This window comes from Chloracidobacterium sp., from assembly GCA_025057975.1.
Classification (GTDB): domain Bacteria; phylum Acidobacteriota; class Blastocatellia; order Chloracidobacteriales; family Chloracidobacteriaceae; genus Chloracidobacterium.
In genome coordinates this window covers 58324-77775 of sequence record JANWUV010000005.1, presented here as the reverse complement: position 1 = coordinate 77775, position 19452 = coordinate 58324, and the positions used below count along the sequence as shown (strand labels likewise).

The window sequence follows — 19452 nt, the reverse complement described above, 5'->3', positions numbered from 1 at the left end:
ACTACCTCCGCGACGTCACACCCTGTGAGCGAGGATTTGTTGTTGGCGTTGCCCTGGTCGGTCGCGGCGGCGCTGGGCGGCGTGTCCCAGACGAAGAGCGGGACGAGACAGCGGCGGCGCGTTCGTCAAAGCCAAGATGCACATCGCGCAGGCTGACCATCGTGACAGACTTCAAAAACGGCGCTTTCTCAAAGATGTGCGGCTCGGAAGAACGCAGACGCTCAAGAATAGCGACGTCACGCCGCTGGAGCGCGTCTATAATCTCACAGGCATGCAACAGGCGCGCGCGAAAATCCTCTCGCCCAAGGCCGACAACAATCCGGCTGTTGCGCAGCTGAACGCGCACATCCTCCAAGTGCGACAAATCCACCGACTCAATCCGCTCAGAAAGACGCGGCTCAGCGGCGTCGAGCGCCCACATCAGGTTGCGGTAAAGCTGCAACCGCATTCGATTTTCACGTTGTCCACTCGGCTCTCGATCCGAAGCGAACCCAACCACCACACTCGGCGGTTCGCCATCTGTCTCCGGGTTGTACGCGCCAAGGACAACGCCCTCATCGTCAAGCCAAACCAGACTGCCGCGTTCCGCCATTTGCGCCAGAACGACCGGTTTTCGTTCCTCAACCACAACCCGCACCGTATCGGGCAAAATCCGCACGACACTCACCCGCCGCACCCGGGCTAGGCTTTCTAGATGCCGGCGCAACCCTGGAAGAGATACCGTCAGGAGCGAGCCGGTCGCCTGCTGCCGCACAGCGCGTTCAACGTCCTCGGCCAGCGGCGACTGACAACCGATGACCTCCACACGCCGCAGTGTGAATAAACTCGACCGCGTCATCGCCGTCCCCATCGCGGTGAGACTAGCCAGCAGCGCCATCCAGATTACTCCCGACTGCCAACTCCGAAGGCGACGGCCTACGGAAGACACCACGTCCCACGCGCTGGAGACAACAGCGGCTTCGTGCATCCGCTTACGGCGCGACGGCAGGACTTGGCGAGGGGTACGGGCGGCGAACACCATGAGACTCCTTTACGTTTTTAGTCCCAAACTTCGACTTCCATTTCAAGCTCAATCCCACGCGCCTCACGGACGCGCGACCGAATCCGTTCAACCAACGCAAAGACATCCGCTGCCCGGGCGTTGCCGTTCGTCACAATGAAGTTGGCATGCAACGGCGAAATGGTTGCTCCGCCAACGGCGTCGCCTTTCATGCCTAGTTCGTCAATGATACGCCCGGCGGCGAGGTCTGGCCCCGGGTTTTTGAACATACATCCGGCGCTGTTGGCGTTGACAGGCTGCGTCGCTGCGCGGCGTCGGCGGTATTCTGCAATTTCAGCACGGCTGGTTCCAGCGTCGCCGGGACGAAGTTGCAACGTAACCCCAAGAATCAAATCTTGGTCGGTGAACGGCGACCGTCGGTAGGCGAAGTCCAGCGTTTCACGGGGCAGTGTGATGATCCGACCGTCACGCGCAACATCTACGGACACAATCACATCCGCAATTTCATAGCCGTGTGACCCGGCGTTCATCTTGACTGCGCCGCCGACGCTGCCTGGAATTGGGGCTAACCCCTCGACGCCCGACAAACCACGCTCCACGCATTGATTGACGAGACGCGGCAGGCTGTAGCCAGCGGGCGCCGTCACCCGCAGCCCATCAAACACCACCTGGGTCTTGAGCGCGCGCAAACTAATGGCCGCCCGGTTGAGCGGCTCATCCGCCACTAAGAGGTTTGTTCCGTAACCCAACGGACTCCAGCGGACGCCGTTTTCATTGAACGCCTGTACCAACGCCGCCGCCTTCTCTGGTGTGTCGGGATAGGCTACACAGGCAATCTCACCGCCGACGCGCAGCGAAGTCAGCCGGCGCATCGGCTGGCGAAAGCGAGCGTCCACGTTCAGCTTGGCGCAAATTTGCTCAAGCGACTTCGGCATGCCCTAAAAACCTTTCTCCTAGCCGCCAGACATCCCCAGCGCCGACAGTCAACAACACGTCGCCGGGCCGGGTCAGCGCAACCACGGCCGGCAACGCCGCTTCGAGATCACCGACATAGTAGGTCGCCGGATGACCGGCGGCCTGTAGGGCGGCGGCCAGCGCCGCCGATGTCACACCAGTTATCGGCGCTTCGCCCGCCGCGTAAACATCCACAATACACGCTACATCCGCGCCACCCAGCGCCGTCACAAAATCTGCAAACAAATGCCGTGTACGCGAATAACGGTGTGGTTGAAATACCAAGACGATACGGCGCTCGGTTTTGCGCGCCGCATCCAGAACGGCGGCGATTTCAACCGGGTGGTGGCCATAGTCGTCAATGACAAGAACATTATTCTTTTCCCCACGGATTTGGAACCGTCGAGAAGCATTTTTGAACATTTCCAGCCCGACTTGTATGGCCTCAAAGCCGATCCCCAATTCAAGACCGATGGCGACAGCGGCTAAAGCATTCAAGACAGCATGCCGGCCAGGAACTTGAAGACGCACTCTTCCAAGCCGGTCGGTGGCGTGCCGGATGATAAACGTCCAACCAAAAGGCTTCTCAGAAGCAAGTTCGGCGGCGCGCAAATGCACATTCGGGGCTGTCAGTCCATAGAGGACGGTTCGTTTTGTCAGGCGCGGCAAAAACCTTTGTACGCCGGGATCGTCGGCGCAGGCGACAACCAATCCTGCATCCGGGACACCTTCGGCAAAGCGTACAAAGTGGTCGGTGATGGCGTCCAAGTCGCGGTAAAAGTCCAAATGGTCGCGGTCAATGTTAGTGACAACGGCAATGTCGCGTGGCAGGAGAAGAAACGAGCCGTCGCTCTCGTCGGCTTCTGCGACGAAGCAGCAGCCGTCGCCGGCGACGGCGCCGCCGCCGATGCCGTCCAACGCCGCGCCAATCACAGCTGTTGGATCGGCCTTGGCTGCCCGAAGCAAACTGAAGACCATCGCGCTGGTCGTAGTTTTACCGTGGGTTCCGGCAATGGTGATAGCCGTTTTGCCCGCCATCAACTCGGCAAGCATTGCCGCGCGATGAATGACGGGAATGCCCCGCTCCTGCGCCGCCCGTCGTTCTGGGTTGTCAGGCTTGACGGCGCTGGAGACGACAACACGGTGCGCGCCGCTGATGTGCCGAGGATCGTGGCCAATGAACACACGCACGCCCAGTTGTTCCAAGCGCGCCGTCGTCGCCGACGCTACGAGATCCGACCCGGAGACCCGCCAGCCGCGCCGCAACGCGATTTCCGCCACGCCGCTCATGCCGCTCCCGCCGACGCCGATAAAGTGCACATGCTCGACCATAGCTACGTCATCTTGCGCGACGGAGAATTTGGTACGCAACGTCCACGGTGCGTTCCGCCGCCCGTGGAACCGCCAAAGCACGGGCGGCGGCTTCCATGCGGGCCAATCGTTTAGGGTCATCAAGAAGGTTGAGAATGGTTTGGGCAAGCTTCGCTCCAGTAAGATCGGCTTGCAGAATCACTTCACCCGCACCTGCTTGGGCAAACGCCTCGGCGTTTTTCCGTTGATGGTCATCGGCCGCTTGCGGAAAGGGAATAAAAATCGCTGCGCGTCCGGCGGCGGCAATCTCAGCGATGGTCGCTGCCCCGGCCCGGCAGACCAAGACATCCGCCGCCGCCATCGCTTCCGCCATGTGGTGAATGAACGGGAGAACCTCCGCCTGGAGACCAGCCGCCGCATAGGCGGCACGCACTAACTCAACGTCGCGTTCGCCAGTCTGATGGACAATGGACAACCCCGGTCGCACCGCCAAGTGCGGCGCGGCGTCCGCCATGGCGCGGTTGATGGCCTGTGCGCCCTGACTGCCCCCAAAGACGAGCACCCGCCCGCGCGGCGCATCAGACGGCTTCGGTGGAATTTGCTCAAACTCAACGCGCACCGGCGTGCCGGTCAGGACGGCTTTTGCGCCAAAATACACAGCGGTCTCGCGGTATGACACAGCCGCCCCGGTCACAAAAGGGGCCAGCAGGCGATTGGTAAGACCGGGCAGAACGTTGACCTCAACCGCCAGCGTCGGCACGCCATGGACGATGGCGGCCAGCATCGCCGGCCCCGAGGCGTAACCGCCGACGCCAACGGCGATGTCTGGTTTGAAGCTTCTCACCAACCGCCATGCCTTCCAGAGACCGGACGGCATGGTGCCCAGCGTTTGCAGCCGTCGCCCCCAAGAGACATTGTTGAGCGCGCCCGCCGGAATCAACGTCAACTGGAAGCCCGCTTCCGGGACAAGTTTTTTCTCCAACCCACGCTCCGTACCAACAAAATGCACCTCGGTTGTTGGGTCGCGGCGCACAAACGCCCGTGCGATGGCGATGCCAGGAAAAATATGTCCGCCGGTGCCGCCGGCTGCCATGAGGACGCGCACCTCCTGCCCTCGCTTTCACCCAAAACGTTCCGACTTGAGCGTTCTGCATTCACGTCCGCCGCGAGACGCTCAACAGCCAGCCGGTGGCCAGAAGACTCATCATCAGCGAACTGCCGCCGTAGCTGACGAATGGGAGCGGAATGCCTTTGGCTGGGGCCAACCCCAACACCACGCTCAGGTTAAACAACGCCTGTCCGACCAACAGTACGGTAACGCCGACAGCCAGCAGTTTGCCGAACTCATCTGACGCTAAATAAGCCGCCCGCAGTCCGCGCACCAGTAGGACGCCGAACAAACCAATCACCATTAGGCTGCCGATCAGACCGATTTCTTCAGCAATGACGGAGAAGATGAAGTCCGTGTGCGCCTCCGGCAGGTAAAACAGCTTTTGTCGGCTCTGCGCCAAACCGACGCCGGACACGCCGCCGCTGCCAATCGCCAGCAGGGATTGGATGATCTGGAAGCCTTCCTCACGCGGCGCTTTCCACGGATCGAGGAACGCTAGCAGCCGCGCGCGGCGGTAAGGTTCTTTCAGTGCGGCGTATAGTAGAAGCGGCGCGCAAGCCAAACCAGCCGCCGCCAGTTGGCGGCACGGCACTCCAGCGACCAGCAGCATCGCCGCCGCCGTGCCGCCCAGTATCAAGACCGTTCCTAGATCGCGCCCCAGAAAAACCAGGCCGGCCAGCACGCCGGTAACCAAGCCGGCGGGCAGCAGTGTTTGGAACGGATCACGGCGCGCAAGCGCGTCTTTCCGACTCAGAAAAAACGCCAAGAACAAAACAAGCGCCGGCTTGGCTAGTTCCGACGGTTGAAACATCATCCCCGGCAGGCGAATGAAGCGGTGCGTGTTGCGTACCGGCGGCAGCAGCAACACCAACACTAGCAACCCGACGGCGACGCCCAGCAGCCCGTACACCACCCATGAACGCTCAAGGCGTGGGTAGCCAATCCACAAGCCACCGACGAGCAAGCCGCACCCAACGAGCGCGGCCAGAAACTGTCGCAGGACGAAGTGAAACTGCGTCTGGTAGGCTTCGCGCGCCAGTGTCGCCGAAGCGCTGTACACCATCACCAGTCCGAACAGTGTCAGGGCCGCCGTTGCCGCCAGCAGCCATGGATCAACAAAGGAGACAAAGTTGCGCGCGACCGGAACCGTTTTGGGGATGGCGAGGGTCAGTTTCATGACGCTTCGCTCCGCACACTGGAAATCACCTCCTTGACAACCGCCTTGAAGACCTGCCCCCGATGCTCGAAGTTGTCAAACATATCGAAACTGGCGCAGGCCGGCGCGAGCAAAATGGTGTCACCCGGCGCGGCGCGTGCCGCCAGCGCGCGCACCGCCTCCGCCAGACTTTCGTGGCGCGTCACCGGTTGAGTAAGGCGTCCGGCAAGCGCAGCGGCGATCTTGTCGGCGGCCTTGCCAATCAGCGCCACTGAAGCGGCGCGTGGGGCCAGCGCCGTCGCCAGCGGCGCAAAGTCACCGTCCTTGTCGAGGCCGCCTAGAATCACGTGCAGCCCCGACGGAAAGGCTTCGATAGCGACCTGCGCCGCCGCAACGTTGGTGGCCTTGGAATCGTTGAAGTAGCGAACGCCGCCAACCTCGGCGACCAACTCCATCCGGTGCTCAAGACCCCGAAAGTTGCGGACGGTTGCGCGCGCGTCCTCTGGCGCGACGCCGGCCGCCAGTGCGACCGCCAAGCTTGCCAACGTGTTTTCGAGGTTGTGGCGGCCGGGAAGCGGTACGTCGGCGCAGCAGCACAGCACGCGCTCAACGGCGCGCGTGCGACAAACGATCTCATCCCCGCGTACGAACAGCCCCTCGTCCAACTCGCGGCGGGCGGAAAACAGGGTCAGCGGCGACGACTGCCCCGCCAGCAAGGCCTGCACGCGCGGCGTCGTCGGATCGTCCGCGTTGAGGACGGCCAACGTTTCTGCGTCGAACCGACGAAACAAATTCAACTTCGCCGCGACGTAGTTTTCAAACGTTCCGTGACGGTCAAGATGGTCGGGCGTAATGTTGAGCAGGACGCCGATGTGCGGGCGAAACGTGACAACGGTCTCAAGTTGAAAGCTGCTGCATTCTAGTACCGTCCAACCATCGTCGCGCGAAGTTTCAACGAGCGAAACGGCTGCAACGCCGATGTTGCCGCCGACCTGCGTCGGCAGGCCGCCGTCGGCCAGCAGTCGCCCGATAAGGGTCGTGGTCGTACTTTTCCCGTTCGTGCCGGTCACGCCGACAATTCGGCCGCGTAAGTGGCGAAATGCCAACTCAATCTCTCCGATGATGGGAACGCCGGCCTGCCGCGCTTGTTGAAGGTACGCCAGCGTCGGTGGGACGCCCGGACTGACGACAATCTCATCCGCGTTGAGAAAGGTTTCAGGCCGGTGCCCGCCGGCCTCAATCGTCACGCCCTGCGCCTGCAATGACGCGACGGCGGCCGGCAGCTTGTCCAGGGGGCGGCCGTCGGAAAGCGTCACGCGCGCGCCATGCGCCAGCAGAAAGCGCGCCGCCTCAACGCCGCTGACGCCGGCACCGACGACGACGATGTTGCGACCAGTGTAATCAGGCGTGGTCATGAGTTACCGCAGCTTGAGCGTTCCCAAGGCAAGCAATGCGAAGAAAATTTGTACGATAAGAAAGCGAAAGACGATTTTCGATTCCTTCCAACCGGTCAACTCAAAGTGGTGGTGAAGCGGCGACATCTTGAAAATGCGCTTCCCGATGCCCGTCTGTGGGTCCTTGGTGAGCTTGTAGTAGCTCACTTGCAAGATGACAGAAAGGGTTTCGATGACGAAGACGCCGCCCAAAATCACCAGCAAAAACTCCTGTTTGATAAGAATCGCTACGCAGCCGATGCAGCCGCCGATGGCAAGGCTACCGACATCACCCATGAAGACTTCGGCCGGTGGCGCGTTGAACCACAGAAAGCCAAGGCTCGCGCCAGCTAGCGCCGCGCAAAAGATGGTGACTTCCAGCGCTTTGGGTTGCGGTGGGAGGTTCAGATACCGCGCTAGTTCGGTCAAACCGGTGACGTAGCACAGCAGCGTCAAAGCAAGGGCAACGACAAACGTCGTACTGATAGCCAGCCCGTCAAGGCCGTCCGTCAGGTTGACGGCGTTTGAGCTGCCGGTCATCACCAGCAGCATGAAGGGTATGTACAACCACGGCGTCAAATCAGGCTGAAAGTCTTTGAAGAAGGGGACGCTCAGGCGTGTGGTGTAGTCTCCGACACCGATCAAAACGCCGCCGATGATCAGAGCCGTCGTCACTTGTCCTAGCAACTTCCACCGGCCTTGCAGTCCGAGATTTTGTCGCTTGGCGATTTTCAGGTAGTCGTCTAGAAAACCAATGACGCCGTGCGCCAACAACGCCAACATCGCCACCCAGACGAATAGGTTGCCGAGATCGGCCCACAACAGCGTACCGACCAAAACGCCAGCGATGATGAGAACGCCGCCCATGGTCGGCGTCCCTTTCTTGGCTTGGTGGGCCTTGACGCCCTCTTCACGAATTTCCTGGCCGTATTTGAGGCGGCGCAGCCAACCGATCATCGGCTTGCCCAACAACAGACAAATCAGCGTCGCTGTCAGTGCGGCGAGAATCGCCCGAAACGACGGATAACCGAAGACGCGGAGTGGGCCGAGAATTTGGTATTTCCGGTGCAAGATTTCATACAGCAGGTAGTAAAGCATGGCCGTCGCCTAATCCGGCAGCGCCTCTAAACAGGTTTCTAGGCGCACTCCGCGCGATCCTTTGACGAGAATGACATCGCCGGCCCGCGCCTGCGCGACGAGCCATGCGCCGGCCTCAGCCGCCGTTTCGACAAAGTCCGCGATGAGCCGGCCGCCGCGCTGCGCATTTTCCGCGCGGGCGGCTTCAACCAGTTCGCGGGCATGACCGCCGACGCCCAACAGGATGTCCACGGTGGACTGGGCGACGGCGACACCGCAGGCGGCGTGCATGGCGGCTGCGTCGGCGCCGAGTTCAAGCATTTCACCGGCGATGAGAATACGGCGTTGGGCGTCGGGCACTTGCTCAAGTAGGCGAATAGCTTCCCGCAGGGCGACCGGATTCGAGTTGTAGACGTCGTCTACAATGGTAAAGCCGCCCGCATAGCGCCGTATGACGCCGCGATGCGCCCCCGGTTGCGCCAGTTTGAGCTGAGCGGCGATGGCTTCCGGCGCGACGCCGAAGTGCGTGGCGACGGCGGCGGCGGCCAGCGCGTTGCTGATGTGGTGTTCGCCAACGAGCGGCAGCTCAACCGTCGCCATTCCCTTGAGTGTGGAGAGCGTGAATGTTGAGCCGAGTAATCCGCGCGGCTTGACATCCAATGCCGTCACGTGAGCGGCTTCATTGCGGCCGAAGTACATCACCTGCGCGCCGCTGTGGTCTTGTCGTCGCGCCGTCACAATCGCCGCCATGCGCGCCACCCGTGGGTCGTCGGCGTTGAGGATGGCAACGCCGTCGGGTTTCAGTCCCCGTACGATTTCCGCCTTGGCTTCAGCAATGCCCTCCAGCCCGTCGGGAAAGTTTTCGATATGAACTGGCGCAACGTTGAGCACCACGCTCACATCCGGCGGCGCAATCTCGCACAGGCGGGCGATTTCGCCCTTTTCGTTCATACCCATTTCGAGCACAGCTATGTCATAGTCGTCCATCCGTTGCCCGTCGGAAAGCATTTTGAAGACCGCCAGCGGCAGGCCGTACTCGTTGTTGAGGTTGCCGACTGAAGCGTAAACCCGTCCGTACGGCGCAAGGGCAAGTTTGGTTAAGTCCTTGGCGGTGGTTTTGCCCATGCTGCCGGTGATCCCCACGATGGGGCGTCCCCAACGTTTGAGAAGGGCATGGGCCAAATCCTGCATGGCGCGCAAGGTGTCCGGGACGCGCAGGCAACGGGCAGCGTCGGCAGGGTTCAACGCCGCTATGTCGTGGTGGATGACTGCCGCGCAAGCGCCACGCGCGAACGCTTCGGGTACAAAGGCGTGGCCGTCGAAGCGCTTCCCGTGAATGGCGAAAAACAGGTCGCCGGTGCGGATGGTGCGTGAATCTATCGAGAACCCAACCGGCGTGATGGTCTGGAGTTCTCGGGGACAGGTGAGGCCCAACAGGGCAGTGAGTTCGGCGAGGTTCACAGAAGAGAACGCTCCGTAACGAATTCTGAATCAGTTCGCTGCCAACCCACTCTAGGCCAATCGCGCGCCCTTGTCCGAACGAATTGTGCGCAGCGCTTGCTGCGCCTCCTCGCGATCGTCGAAGTGAACAGTCAGGTTACCGAGAATCTGATAGGTCTCATGGCCCTTGCCCGCCAGCACCACGACATCGCCCGGCTGCGCCGTCCGAATGGCGAAGGCGATGGCTTCGCGCCGGTCAAGAAGCCGGTAGTAGGGTGTACCGACGGCGCGCAGACCGACCTCGGCGTCGTCGAGAATCTGTTCAGGAGGCTCGTGGCGGGGGTTGTCAGAGGTAAGAATGACGACATCGCTGCCGCGCGCGGCTGCTTCAGCCATGAGGGGGCGCTTGGTGCGGTCACGGTCGCCGCCGCAGCCGAACAAGGTAATGACCCGCCCATTGCGAATCCGCGCCAGTTCACGCGCCGTCGCCGTCACGTTGGCAAGGGCATCCGGCGTGTGGGCATAGTCCACGGCGACCAGCACTTCGTCATCGCTACCCTCGACGACTTCAAAGCGCCCTGGCACGACGGTTTTGGCCACGCCCGTCACAACCGCCTCCACGGGAATATCAAGCGCCAGCGCCGTCGCGGTCGCCGCCAGAATGTTGTAGGCGTGGGGCGCGCCGACCAGCTTGGTTGTGAAGTCCAACGCCCCTTGTGGTGTCCGGACGCGCAGCGCCATACCGCGCGTCTGAATGTCAAGCTGTTCGAGCCGTATGTCGGCTTGTGGGTCGCGTACGGCATAGGTGACAAGGCGCGCACGTCCGTCTATGGCGGTAATGATGTCCTGTGTTCGTGGGTCGTCGGCGTTGAGGACAGCAATGGCTGGAACTTCGCCGTTGCGCCCGTCGAAGAGGCGCAGTTTGGCGTCGAAGTACCGCTCCATCGTGCCGTGGTAGTCCAAGTGATCCTGCGTCAGGTTGGTAAAGACGGCCGCCGCAAACCGGACATCCGCCACACGCCACCGATCCAACCCAATCGAGGAGACTTCCATGGCGGCATGGCGGCAGCCCGCTTCGTAGGCACGGCGCAGAAACGCCTGCACTTCAGGCGCTTCTGGTGTGGTAAGGCGCGACGGGCGCGTGTCGTCATCAATGCGCTGCTCAATCGTGCCTAACAACGCTGCATGGCCGTAGGCGGCGCGGAAAATCTCGTAAAGCAAGTAGGTCGTTGTCGTCTTGCCGTTTGTGCCGGTCACCCCAACCAATTGCAACCGACGGCTGGGATGTCCCCACAAGAGGGCTGCAATTTGACCGAGCGCCCGACGGGCGTCGGCGACTTGAAGCCATGCCGCCGGGAAACCTGCCGGGGCCGGACGTTCGGAAAGGATCGCGCGCGCACCGCGCGCCAGCGCTTCCGGAATGAAGTCATGACCGTCGGCCCGCGCCCCCGTCAGCGCCGCAAAGATACCGTCCGGCTCACAGTCACCGGCGACGTGGGTGATGTGACGCACCTCAAAACTCTCGCCGGTGAGACGACCGCCGACCTCCTCCGCAACCGCATGCAGGGCGGTCATGCCCTTCGGACTCCGTTTATTATGAGAACTTTTTCAACCACGAGGCTTGTGCGCCGCCACTGCATTCAGTTCAGCTTTGGGGAAGCCCAATCCACTCGGCAAGTTGCTTGGCATGGTGTTCGATGTTGCGAAACATCTCGAACTGCTGGGGGTTCATCGGGCCGTACTCGCCACGGTGTAGGAGTTCGGCAAAACCCAACACCATTTGCAGCGAGGTACGCATGGCGGTTAGTTGCTCAGGGGTCACCATGAGCGCCGAAGACGACGCAGCCGCCAACTCCTCCATCGTTTGAGCTATTTCGGCGCGCAGGCGGGTCTCGTCTCGAACAGCGATGACTCGACCACCTGGCCAAGCGTCTTGCGGCGGCAACGCCATCACGACAAACGAGGCCATCATAGATTGTCCGTCAGGCAGCGTCACACTGGCGGAAAACTGCTGGGCGTCGGCTGTGACCGCCAAATGCTCCCACAGGAGAGCATTTTCGCCGTCCAGTCGCCGACTAATGTCAAGCAGCGTTTGTCCATGCGCCAGTGTCCGAGGACAGCCTAGAAGGTATTCAGCCATCGGATTCATCCGGTGAATGACCCCATCGGCGTCAAGCAGGATAATGGCTTCATCAAGGTTGTCTAGGAGCCAATCGGCATAACTAGGGGGTGCGGCGGCGACAAAGGCAAAGGAAGCGTCAGTGGAATGCGGCGTCTCATCCACTGGATAGGTTGGCGCAACAGCCGTTTCGGTTACAGGCGCGTCCGGTGTCGGTAGGAAGTCAGGCGGCGATGAGTGACCGACAGCAGCGAAGTCGGCCAGGGGATCAAGGCCTGGCGGTGGTACTGGTGACGGGGACGCTGGGTTGAGGTTTGGCGTCACCACTGGAAGCCCGTCTCCACCGACCGCTTGATAGGGAAAAGCAGTTGGCGTGGATGTAGCCTCGACCGGTGACCAACTGAGGTCAACCTGACCCGAAACCTCAAACGGATCTGCCGGCGGAGCGACCGTTGGTTCCATCAACAGTGCGTCTCCCAAGAGTTCGGCTTGGGGCATTGCGCCAGAGACTGGTGGTTCTTCCAGCGGTAGGTCTAAGACAGCCCCTTCGGCCTCACCAACTGTCGAGGATGCGTTGAATGCCGGCTCCAAGGAGACATCAAACCAATCACCTTCTAGGGACGGCGGCAACGGTTCAGCCGGCGGCGGGCCAGTTGGGGGTTTGGGGTCAACTGGCGGCGGTGGCGAGGAAGGCGTTGGCAAAACCGAAGCCAGCACATCATCCGCGTACCTGCCAGCAGGCTGAAGAACAGGCGGGTTGGACGGCGGCGGCGGTGATGGTTCGCGACGGTCAGTCAACGGACTCAGTATAGATTGGACAACACCGCCGGATGGCCGAGTCGGCGGCGGATGGTCAGCAGCAAGAACGGTAGGCGCGACCTCAACGGGGATAACCTTATCATCCGCCGGACGGTTTTTGGGCGCCGCCGATGCGTCGGCGGCCTTGCTGCCGCGAATCGCATTGAGGAGCTTACTGAAGTCCATCTGTGTCTCTGCCGGGGCGCCTTATGAGATTGGAAACCGGAGACTTTGTTCCACGCTGTCACATCCGCGCGTGTGTTTTGCCGAGAATAAAGACCGACTCGGTGAGAATACAGACTGTGTTACGATCGGCTGCCCATTTTTCATGGGACATGACAGAACGGTTGATTTACGCAACCACCGCAGCGTTTAGCGAAGGGCGTACGGTTCCTGTAGCGAACTATGGCTAAATACGCCGCGAGTATAGATGACCTCCCCTTGCCCCACAAGCCTCGTTGTGTCTGAACTTGCTCGTTGCTGCGGTGAGGGTGGTCGGTTGTGGTAAAACCGGCGGTTTGGTCAGGAAATTAAACCCAAGCAGACAAGACAAACGCATATTCAAGCCTGATTTTGGAGTAACGGCGATGAATGTCCGAGAAAAGTTGGAGGCGGAACTAAGACAACTTGAGCAAGAGTTGAAAGTGGATTTGCCGCGCGAGCTGCAGCGCGCAGCGTCTTACGGCGACTTGCGTGAAAACGGCGAGTATCAAGCGGCGCGGGAGCGGGTTCGCTTGGTCGGCGCGCGCGTAGCGGAACTGCATCAACGTCTCGCTGAGCTGGCGGCGATTAATCTTGATTCCCTGCCCCGCGACCGCGCTGCATACGGCTCGACATTGCGTGTTCTCGACCTCGACAGAGATGTTGAGGTGACATACCGGCTGGTAATGCCGGAAGAAGCTGACGTTTCCAAGGGTCTCATTTCAACGGCTTCGCCGCTCGGCCGTGGGTTTATGGGCAAGAAGGTCGGCGATGAAGTCGAGGTGCAGACACCGCAGGGCGTACGGCATTTTGAGATTCTGAGTTTGCGCACCATTCACGATGACGAAGAAGCCGGAAACAAGGCATAGGTTTTGTTGCTGAGGCTTTGTCATTGCGGCCACCTCACCGGTTGACAGCCCTTTCACCCCTGCCTAGACTCAGCGCCATCATCGGCTTGGCCTATGACGAACCAAGTTGGGCAATGGGCGTCAGCTGCCTTTGCGGCGCTGTGTCAAGGGAGTCGTACGGCGTTTCGGTACGTCCCAATGCTTGCATTTGGCGGGCTGTGCCTGCTGAACGTTTCCATAGCGGCTCAGGAAGGTGTGCCGCGCCTGCGCGTTCACACCAATGATGACTTCCGTGTACCGCGAACGCTTCCAGCCCCACCAGAGCCGGAGGTCGGCGGTGGGGCTGTGCCTGGTCAGGCGCGTGATGCGGTACCGGCAATCACGGGGGCAAATGACGGGACGACGCCGGCTGCTGCATCGGAGGCGTCCGTCTCCGACGCAACCCCGTTTAGTGAACTCATCGCACGGCAGGACGCCAACGGTAACTGGATTCTGGTCAGCCGAGCGCTGCCGCCTCCGCCGAAAGAAGAGGCGCAGCCGGCGAAGCCGCTGACGCCTGTTTCGACGGGCAAGCCGGAGTTGGACGCCATTGTCATGGAGATGGCTGGCAAATACGGCGTTGATCCACGACTCATCGTCGAGGTCATGCGGCAGGAGTCAGGCTTCAACCCCTACGCCGTTTCGCCTGCCGGCGCCAAAGGGCTGATGCAACTCATTGATGAGACAGCAGCACGCATGGGGACGCGCAACGTCTTCGACATCCGCCAAAATGTCGAGGGCGGCGTCAAGTACCTCCGGATGCTGCTTGACATGTTCAACGGCGATGTTTCGCTGGCGTTGGCGGGGTACAACGCTGGCGAGCACCGGGTGATCCGCAGCGGCTATCAAGTGCCGAATATCGCTGAGACACGGCACTACGTGAGAGCCATCATCGCCCGCTATGGGAAGACCAACCACCGGACGCCAAAGCCGTCGCCGAAACCGGACACGCCGCCGTCTGAGCCGACACCAGAGCCGCTGCGGGTGATTGTTCGGGACGGCGTGTTGTTGCTGACCAATCGCTGAAATCAAGGCCTGACCTCCACAAGCATAGCCCGCAAAAGCGACAAAAGCCTTCTCAGGCTGCTCAAAAACAGTACGCCCTCTATGATTGAACGCCGCCCGGACGGAAAAGCCCTGCTATTGCCACGTCGTCGTTATTAAGTTTCTTGTTGTGACTGAAGGGTGTTTTCAGTCTCGACCTCTGCCGCCTGAGGGGGGGGCGAGGTCATCACAGGCAAACTCGTATGGAGAAAGCATATGCATAGAACTGTTGGCCATGATTTGACGAGCGGAAACGTGTTCGCTTGTTGGAACTAGTCCGGTTGTTAGAGGTGCGGCGAGCGTTGGTTATCTTTTAGATGAGCCGATAGGCAACGCTTCTGAGACAGCGACTTTGAGCGAACTTGCGTTGGCGGAAGATCGGAATCGGCCGGAGGAAGATGCCGCGTGGTCATACCTACAACAGGAGACGTCGTGATCATCCCCTCTTTCGTTTTCCGACCTATCACAAGCCAAGTTGAGACCAGCCGTAGTTTTAGCGGATGCTGGAGCGAGCTGGATTTTGTGTCAATTGACAGCAACCCATAGAGCGACAAACGAGCCGTCAAGCTGACCGAGGCCAGCTTTCACACAGGTTCTTTGCGTGTAACGAGCTATGCGCGTCCCGGCAAGTTGTTCACACCGGCGCTGCTCTTATGACGGCGCAAGTGGGCGGCCCTGAAACGGAATTCCTGAAGGGGATCATTGACGCAGTGGCGGACATTCTACAGGCTGGACTCAAGCCCTGAACTCGTTGGGGAGTCATTCTCCGCAGGTGTCAGCTGATAGGCGTTTTGCTTCAAGGCGGCTACACCAGCACAGCAGGCGACCGTAGCGGCATTTGTTCCGGTGGGCGCGGCATGGTGTCAACTGACGTAACAGCGCTTTTTCCGCACGACAGTCCACAGCAAGCAGCTCTACCGCCGCCTCGCCTTCCTCCTCTTCCTCGTCTTCCCATTCGGCTTCACATCGGCACGGCAACCGTTTTGAGAATTTCTTCCAGCGCAGCGTTGGCGTCATCGGTTTCGCGTGCGCCGCGCGCATAGCGCGGATTGACAATGATGCGGTGCGACAGCACCGGTACGGCCAGACGCTTGATGTCATCCGGCAAGCAGTAGTCGCGTCCTTCAAACAGCGCTTGCGCCTGTGCCGCACGAAACAGCGCCAAACTGCCCCGTGGACTGACGCCCATTTCGAGCAGTTCTGACGTACGGGTGGCGTTGACAATGCGCAGCAAATAATCCACCAGCGCGTCGTCCACCCGGACATTGCGCGCCTGTTCCTGCAACGCCAGCACGTCGTCGCCACTCAGCACGGGTTGTAAATCCAGCAGCGGGTCACGCCGGACCTTACCAAGCAGGATTTGGCGTTCGTCTTCAGCGGCCGGGTAGCCCATACTCAAGCGCATCATGAAGCGGTCAAGCTGCGACTCCGGCAGCGGATACGTTCCGTGGTGCTCGATGGGATTTTGCGTTGCCAGCACGATAAATGGCTTGGGCAAGTCGAAGGTCTGGTTTTCAATCGTCACCCGACCCTCCGCCATCGCTTCCAGCAAACAGCTTTGAGTCTTGGGTGTCGTCCGGTTGATTTCGTCGGCAAGGACAACGTTGGCGAAGATCGGCCCTCGGCGAAACTCAAAGCGTCCGGTAGGCTGGTCGTAGACGCTCAAGCCCAGTACGTCGCTGGGCAGCAGGTCGCTTGTAAACTGGATGCGTTGGAAGGAACAATCAAGGGCGCGGGAAAGCGCGCGCGCCAAGGTGGTTTTGCCGACGCCCGGCACGTCTTCGATCAGCAGATGTCCGTCGGCGACAAGTGTGACCAAGGCAAGTCGCACCACTTGGCGCTTGCCGCGCACGACGGTTTCAATGGCGGACTCAAGGGCATGTAACTGTTCGGCAGCGCTGGTCGGATTTGGTGCGACGGAAGTCGAAGACGGCGTCACGACGTGAGCGACTCGCTTTCCTTGTAAGCTGCTGAAGCCGGCGCGAGCTTACGCCATGCCAGCTTGGTTGCAAGTCCGGCAGCGCACAGTAAGACCTTGTTCCGTAGGTGAGACCACCGGACGCAAAGAAGTCCGCACTGCTTCTGGATAGAGGCGTTTGCGTACATCAGTTGGGAAGCGACCGGGTGAAAGTGATACCTTGCCCTGCCGGTTTCCAAGCGGCTGAACAGAGCCATGCATTAGCGCCTAGCTAACTTATTCTGATTCTGACTTATTCTGAACAAATGGACTCGGATGCAAGGCGTGGTTCAACGTCGTCAACCTCCACCTACCGCTGTTGAGTACTTCGCCGGCATCGGCCTCGTGGGGATGGCGCTGCGCCGTTCAGGTTGGCGCATCCTGTTCGCCAACGACGTGTCGCCGAAGAAAGCGGCGTTTTATCGCGTGTTTTTCCCGCACGAAACCGACGTTTATCGCGTCGGCGACGTGTTTGATTTGCGCCCCGAAGACGTACCCCCGGCGACCTTGGCCGCCTGTTCATTTCCCTGCATTGACGTGTCGCTGGCCGGCAAGATGGCGGGCATCAAAGACAGGAAGACCAACTGGAGGGATGAGGGATGGGGGATGAGGGATGACGAGAAGTGCGCGAAAGAGAGACCATCGGAAACCGGGTCGAGCGCCTTTTGGGGCTTTGCGCGCCTTCTCGAACAGCAAGGCGACCGGCGGCCGCCGCTCCTGTTGCTGGAAAACGTCCCCGGCTGGCTCTACGCCAACGACGGGCGCGATTTTCGCGTCACGGTCGGCGCGCTGGCCGACCTCGGTTACGCCTGCGACGTGTTGACGCTCGACGCGCGGCGCTTTACGCCGCAGAGCCGCCCGCGCGTGTTCCTCATCGGTGTGACGCCCCGCTGGAAGGCTTTTTTCGCCGCGCCGGAAGTCGGCAACCGCAACCGACTGTTGGCGCGGCCGGCCGGACTGCTTTCACCGCGTCTGCGCGAGGCGGTTCACCGGAATGCGGATTTGCCGTGGTTTGCCCTGTCCCTTCCGCTCCCGCCTCCGCTCCGCGCCGGCGGCTTGAACGACATCCTTGAACCACTCGCCGAACATGATCCGCGCTGGTGGACCCTGGCGGAAACCGAGCGTCATCTGGCAATGATGTCGGCGGCGCACCGGGTTTATGTGGAGAAGCTGGCGGCTGCGCCGGTTGAAACCTGCCGGACGTTTTACCGCCGCCGTCGCGCCGATGGACAACGCGCCGAAGTCCGCACGGACGACATCGCCGGTTGCCTACGGACGGCGGCCGGCGGCAACGGCCGGCAGTTTTTGGTCCGCGCCGGATGTGGACGCCTTCGCATGCGGGCGCTCACGGCGCGTGAATACGTGCGACTGCAGGGCGTCCCGGATGACATTCCGCTGGATGGTACGGGTTTGAGTGAAACGCAGGCGGTGACGGCGTTCGGCGACGCCGTGTGCGTGCCGGCCGTCGCTTGGGTGGCCGATCACCATCTTGGAAAGGCGCTCCAACTACAAGCCGCCGGTGGTCGTTCTCACGTTGCTCCGGCGGCTTACAGCACTGCCGCCTATCAACCCCGCTTACTGCCGGATGGTTGACAATCTTTCGCCGGAAGCCCGCCGTCGTACAATGCAGGCGGTCAAGGGCAAGGGGACGCGCATCGAACGCCGCCTCTGGTCGTTGCTCGCCGGTTTGCGCGTGCGCGGATGGCGAAAAAACGCCCCTGACCTGCCGGGTCAACCCGACGCCGCCGTGGATACACTCAAGATCGCCGTTTTTAGCGACGGTTGTTTTTGGCACGGTTGCCCGGTATGCCGACGGCCGTTGCCGGAGACGCGCCGCGACGACTGGCGACGTAAAATCACCCGCAACATCGAGCGCGCCGCCGACCAGACACGCCGCCTGACTGAACAGGGGTGGCGCGTTGTAAGATTCTGGGAGCATGAGTTGTCGCGTGACTTGCCGGGCATCCGACGGCGACTGCAAGCCGTTCTCGCCGAGCGGAAGGAGCATATGGAAACGGCGTCCATTCAACAGCGCCTCGGCGCGCAGTTTGACACGTGGCTTGAGTCTTGTCGGCGAAGGGGCAGGCTTTCACGCAATACCGTGGCTGTCGGCGTGGTCGTCATTGACCACATCCTCCGCGCCGAAACGCTTCCTCTCATGCCCAAAACGGTTGTTAGTTCAGGCGGCGAGATCATGGGCGCACGCGGGCGCACACTGCGCCAGACGCTCGCACGTCACGGATTTCCAACTGATTACCTCAAAGAAGTTACCACCCGCCAAGCTCCGCATGAGGGACGGCGGTTGTTTGAAGCCCTTGATTGGGGAGCGCCGCTGGCGGCGCTTGACGCCGGGCAACGACGCGCCGTACTTGACGTTCTACTTAGCCGACTGCGCCAAGAAGCGGAGAGTCAGACTGCGCAAAGGCTACAGTTTAACCTTGATGTGAACGAGTCCCCAACAAGCTGGGTTGAGCGCCTACTGACCGCAGCGCGCACAACCTCGACCGGCGTCGTTGAACAGCACTTGGTCGGCGCAAAGCTTGAGCTTCGCTTTCCAGATTTTGACGTTTCGGCGCTGCCGGCTCATGCGCCGGATCAACAAACCGGACGGAGTGGGGATTTTGATTTGCTCAACGGGCAGGTTGTCATTCATGTCACCGCCAACCCGACTCAACCACTCTTGGAAAAATGCCAAGCGAACCTGCGTCAAGGGAGTCGTCCGATTGTGGTGACACTTCGGGAAAAGGTCGCTAAAGCGCGCGGGCTGGCTGAAGCCATGGGCATCGAGAACCGCGTCACTGTTTTTGCTCTGGAAGATTATTTGGCGATGAACCTTATCGAAATTGCGGCGGAGAAGGCGGAACCGCTTGATAGGGTGTTTCGGCGTGTTGTGGAAGCCTATAATCGTCGCGTCACACAAGCTGAAACCAACCGGGCGGTCCTGGTGATGCTGTGCTGACCTGC

15 protein-coding genes are annotated in these 19452 nt (G+C 60.9%); 4 read left to right on the top strand and 11 right to left on the bottom strand.

Annotated features, from left to right (window positions below; all coding sequences use genetic code 11):
- Position 1: 1 nt before the first annotated feature.
- From NZ585_05710 to NZ585_05665, 10 genes are all read right to left on the bottom strand, one after another.
- Entirely contained in the window at positions 2 to 1021 is a 1020-nt protein-coding gene (locus tag NZ585_05710; GenBank protein ID MCS7079531.1) for an FtsQ-type POTRA domain-containing protein, read from the bottom strand.
- A gap of 17 nt (positions 1022 to 1038) precedes the next feature.
- A complete protein-coding gene (gene murB / locus NZ585_05705; GenBank protein MCS7079530.1) occupies positions 1039 to 1935 on the bottom strand; it encodes a UDP-N-acetylmuramate dehydrogenase in 897 nt (298 codons plus the stop codon).
- Complete coding sequence (gene murC / locus NZ585_05700; protein ID MCS7079529.1) at positions 1919 to 3286, bottom strand: UDP-N-acetylmuramate--L-alanine ligase; 1368 nt, start codon at positions 3284 to 3286, stop codon at positions 1919 to 1921. The genes murB and murC overlap by 17 nt, the downstream gene beginning before the upstream one ends.
- A gap of 7 nt (positions 3287 to 3293) precedes the next feature.
- Entirely contained in the window at positions 3294 to 4358 is a 1065-nt protein-coding gene (murG, locus tag NZ585_05695) for an undecaprenyldiphospho-muramoylpentapeptide beta-N-acetylglucosaminyltransferase (protein ID MCS7079528.1), read from the bottom strand.
- 61 nt (positions 4359 to 4419) lie between these two features.
- The gene (gene ftsW / locus NZ585_05690; protein ID MCS7079527.1) at positions 4420 to 5553 is read right to left on the bottom strand and encodes a putative lipid II flippase FtsW; all 1134 of its coding nucleotides are present in this window, start codon (positions 5551 to 5553) and stop codon (positions 4420 to 4422) included.
- On the bottom strand, positions 5550 to 6947 hold the full coding sequence (gene murD, locus NZ585_05685; protein ID MCS7079526.1) for a UDP-N-acetylmuramoyl-L-alanine--D-glutamate ligase: 1398 nt from the start codon (positions 6945 to 6947) through the stop codon (positions 5550 to 5552). The genes ftsW and murD overlap by 4 nt, the downstream gene beginning before the upstream one ends.
- Before the next feature lie 3 nt (positions 6948 to 6950).
- Positions 6951 to 8063 carry a phospho-N-acetylmuramoyl-pentapeptide-transferase gene (mraY, locus tag NZ585_05680; GenBank protein MCS7079525.1) on the bottom strand — a complete coding sequence of 371 codons (1113 nt, stop codon included), beginning with the start codon at positions 8061 to 8063 and terminating at the stop codon, positions 6951 to 6953.
- A gap of 9 nt (positions 8064 to 8072) precedes the next feature.
- Complete coding sequence (locus NZ585_05675; GenBank protein ID MCS7079524.1) at positions 8073 to 9503, bottom strand: UDP-N-acetylmuramoyl-tripeptide--D-alanyl-D-alanine ligase; 1431 nt, start codon at positions 9501 to 9503, stop codon at positions 8073 to 8075.
- 51 nt (positions 9504 to 9554) lie between these two features.
- The gene (locus NZ585_05670) at positions 9555 to 11057 is read right to left on the bottom strand and encodes a UDP-N-acetylmuramoyl-L-alanyl-D-glutamate--2,6-diaminopimelate ligase (GenBank protein MCS7079523.1); all 1503 of its coding nucleotides are present in this window, start codon (positions 11055 to 11057) and stop codon (positions 9555 to 9557) included.
- Between the two features lie 70 nt (positions 11058 to 11127).
- A complete protein-coding gene (locus NZ585_05665; protein ID MCS7079522.1) occupies positions 11128 to 12585 on the bottom strand; it encodes a PAS domain-containing protein in 1458 nt (485 codons plus the stop codon).
- Between the two features lie 401 nt (positions 12586 to 12986).
- On the opposite strand from NZ585_05665, the gene NZ585_05660 reads away from it, so the two are divergent.
- Together NZ585_05660 and NZ585_05655 are read left to right on the top strand one after the other, a co-directional pair.
- Positions 12987 to 13469 (top strand): transcription elongation factor GreA, encoded by a 483-nt coding sequence (locus NZ585_05660; protein MCS7079521.1) that lies wholly within the window; start codon positions 12987 to 12989, stop codon positions 13467 to 13469.
- 93 nt (positions 13470 to 13562) lie between these two features.
- Positions 13563 to 14513 carry a lytic transglycosylase domain-containing protein gene (locus NZ585_05655; protein ID MCS7079520.1) on the top strand — a complete coding sequence of 317 codons (951 nt, stop codon included), beginning with the start codon at positions 13563 to 13565 and terminating at the stop codon, positions 14511 to 14513.
- 979 nt (positions 14514 to 15492) lie between these two features.
- On the opposite strand, the gene NZ585_05650 is transcribed toward NZ585_05655, so the two are convergent.
- The gene (locus NZ585_05650) at positions 15493 to 16470 is read right to left on the bottom strand and encodes a MoxR family ATPase (GenBank protein MCS7079519.1); all 978 of its coding nucleotides are present in this window, start codon (positions 16468 to 16470) and stop codon (positions 15493 to 15495) included.
- 303 nt (positions 16471 to 16773) lie between these two features.
- On the opposite strand from NZ585_05650, the gene NZ585_05645 reads away from it, so the two are divergent.
- Positions 16774 to 18081: a DNA cytosine methyltransferase gene (locus NZ585_05645; protein ID MCS7079518.1), complete on the top strand. Its 1308-nt coding sequence runs from the start codon at positions 16774 to 16776 to the stop codon at positions 18079 to 18081.
- Positions 18074 to 19447, top strand: a complete 1374-nt coding sequence (gene vsr, locus NZ585_05640) for a DNA mismatch endonuclease Vsr (GenBank protein MCS7079517.1) — start codon at positions 18074 to 18076, stop codon at positions 19445 to 19447. The genes NZ585_05645 and vsr overlap by 8 nt, the downstream gene beginning before the upstream one ends.
- Positions 19448 to 19452: the final 5 nt, after the last annotated feature.